The sequence below is a fragment of the Sphingomonas sp. CCH10-B3 genome (assembly GCF_001556185.1).
Lineage (GTDB): Bacteria > Pseudomonadota > Alphaproteobacteria > Sphingomonadales > Sphingomonadaceae > Sphingomonas > Sphingomonas aquatica.
Genome location: NZ_LSIJ01000049.1, coordinates 1 through 991, shown reverse-complemented (window position 1 = coordinate 991; position 991 = coordinate 1). Strand labels below are relative to the sequence as shown.

The following is a 991-nucleotide window of genomic DNA, read 5'->3' as shown; positions in this document are numbered from 1 at the left end:
CTCTAATCATGGCCAAGAGGGGCGGTTTTGTGCAGCTTAATTGGGTCTGCTAAGAACAATTCTCGGAATCGAAGATCGCGAGATATTCAAGCACCGTGGCGGTTAGTCGGATTGCGCCATTGCGCACCCATTCTTCACCGCCGACCTGATTCATCTGACGAGGCAGCAAGATATGAGCAATCTCCGATGCCTCAGTATCGATGCGCTGTCCGCTGCGAATGACATCGATCAGAATGTTAAACGGATTGACCCGTGTGTTCGGAAATTGGTCGCCGTTGATTTCGAACGGATTGAGGAACACAACTTTTTGTCCGAGCACATCGCGTCGATATGCCGCCGCCACAAAGGCGTTCTCTCCATCTTTCGGATCGCACACGATCAGCGAGCAATCCCGCAAATGCCCAAGGTTGGGCAAAATGAGATCACGGCCTTTGCCCGCGCCAGTTCGCGCGTAGGTCAAAAGCGGACCATCACCGCCGAAAAACAAAAGGCGGCCATCAAGGCCGCCAAGAAAAATTCCATCATTGTTGAAGAGGCCGCTCGCCTTCACATCGTGAAGAGTTGCGAGCCTGCCATTCCCGAGCGCCTGCGATGGAGCAGCATGACGCATCGCATTTTCCATCGCGTGCGCACGTTCCCGTGCGCGCGCGGTATGATCAGCTTCCAGCGTTTGGCGATGCACGGACATGAACGTGTTCATGCCCGTGCCAAATCGACCGCCACGCATATCAGTTGCTCCCGCCCATCGTGACGGGCTGTTCGCTCAGCACGGGCGGAGGAGGGATCGGCACCGGCTGATAGCGCGCAAGTTCAGCGCGAACAGATTCAGGTGACGGTATGCCGGTATCCCAGCCAGTCACATCGATGCGCGCGCCTTCCATCGCTGCCTGCGTCATGCGGTTGGAAAGATCGCGCGACATCGCATCGGAATAGGCAAGTGTCCCCCGTCAGCACCAATGGCACAGATTTGAGGTTGTGATTTAAGGAGGGT

2 protein-coding genes are annotated in these 991 nt (G+C 56.1%); both read right to left on the bottom strand.

Features of this window, described 5'->3' with window-relative positions:
* Positions 1-49: 49 nt before the first annotated feature.
* Entirely contained in the window at positions 50-700 is a 651-nt protein-coding gene (locus AX672_RS08415) for a type IV secretory system conjugative DNA transfer family protein (RefSeq protein WP_066650705.1), read from the bottom strand.
* A gap of 28 nt (positions 701-728) precedes the next feature.
* On the bottom strand, positions 729-920 hold the full coding sequence (locus AX672_RS08410) for a hypothetical protein (RefSeq protein ID WP_066650704.1): 192 nt from the start codon (positions 918-920) through the stop codon (positions 729-731).
* Positions 921-991: the final 71 nt, after the last annotated feature.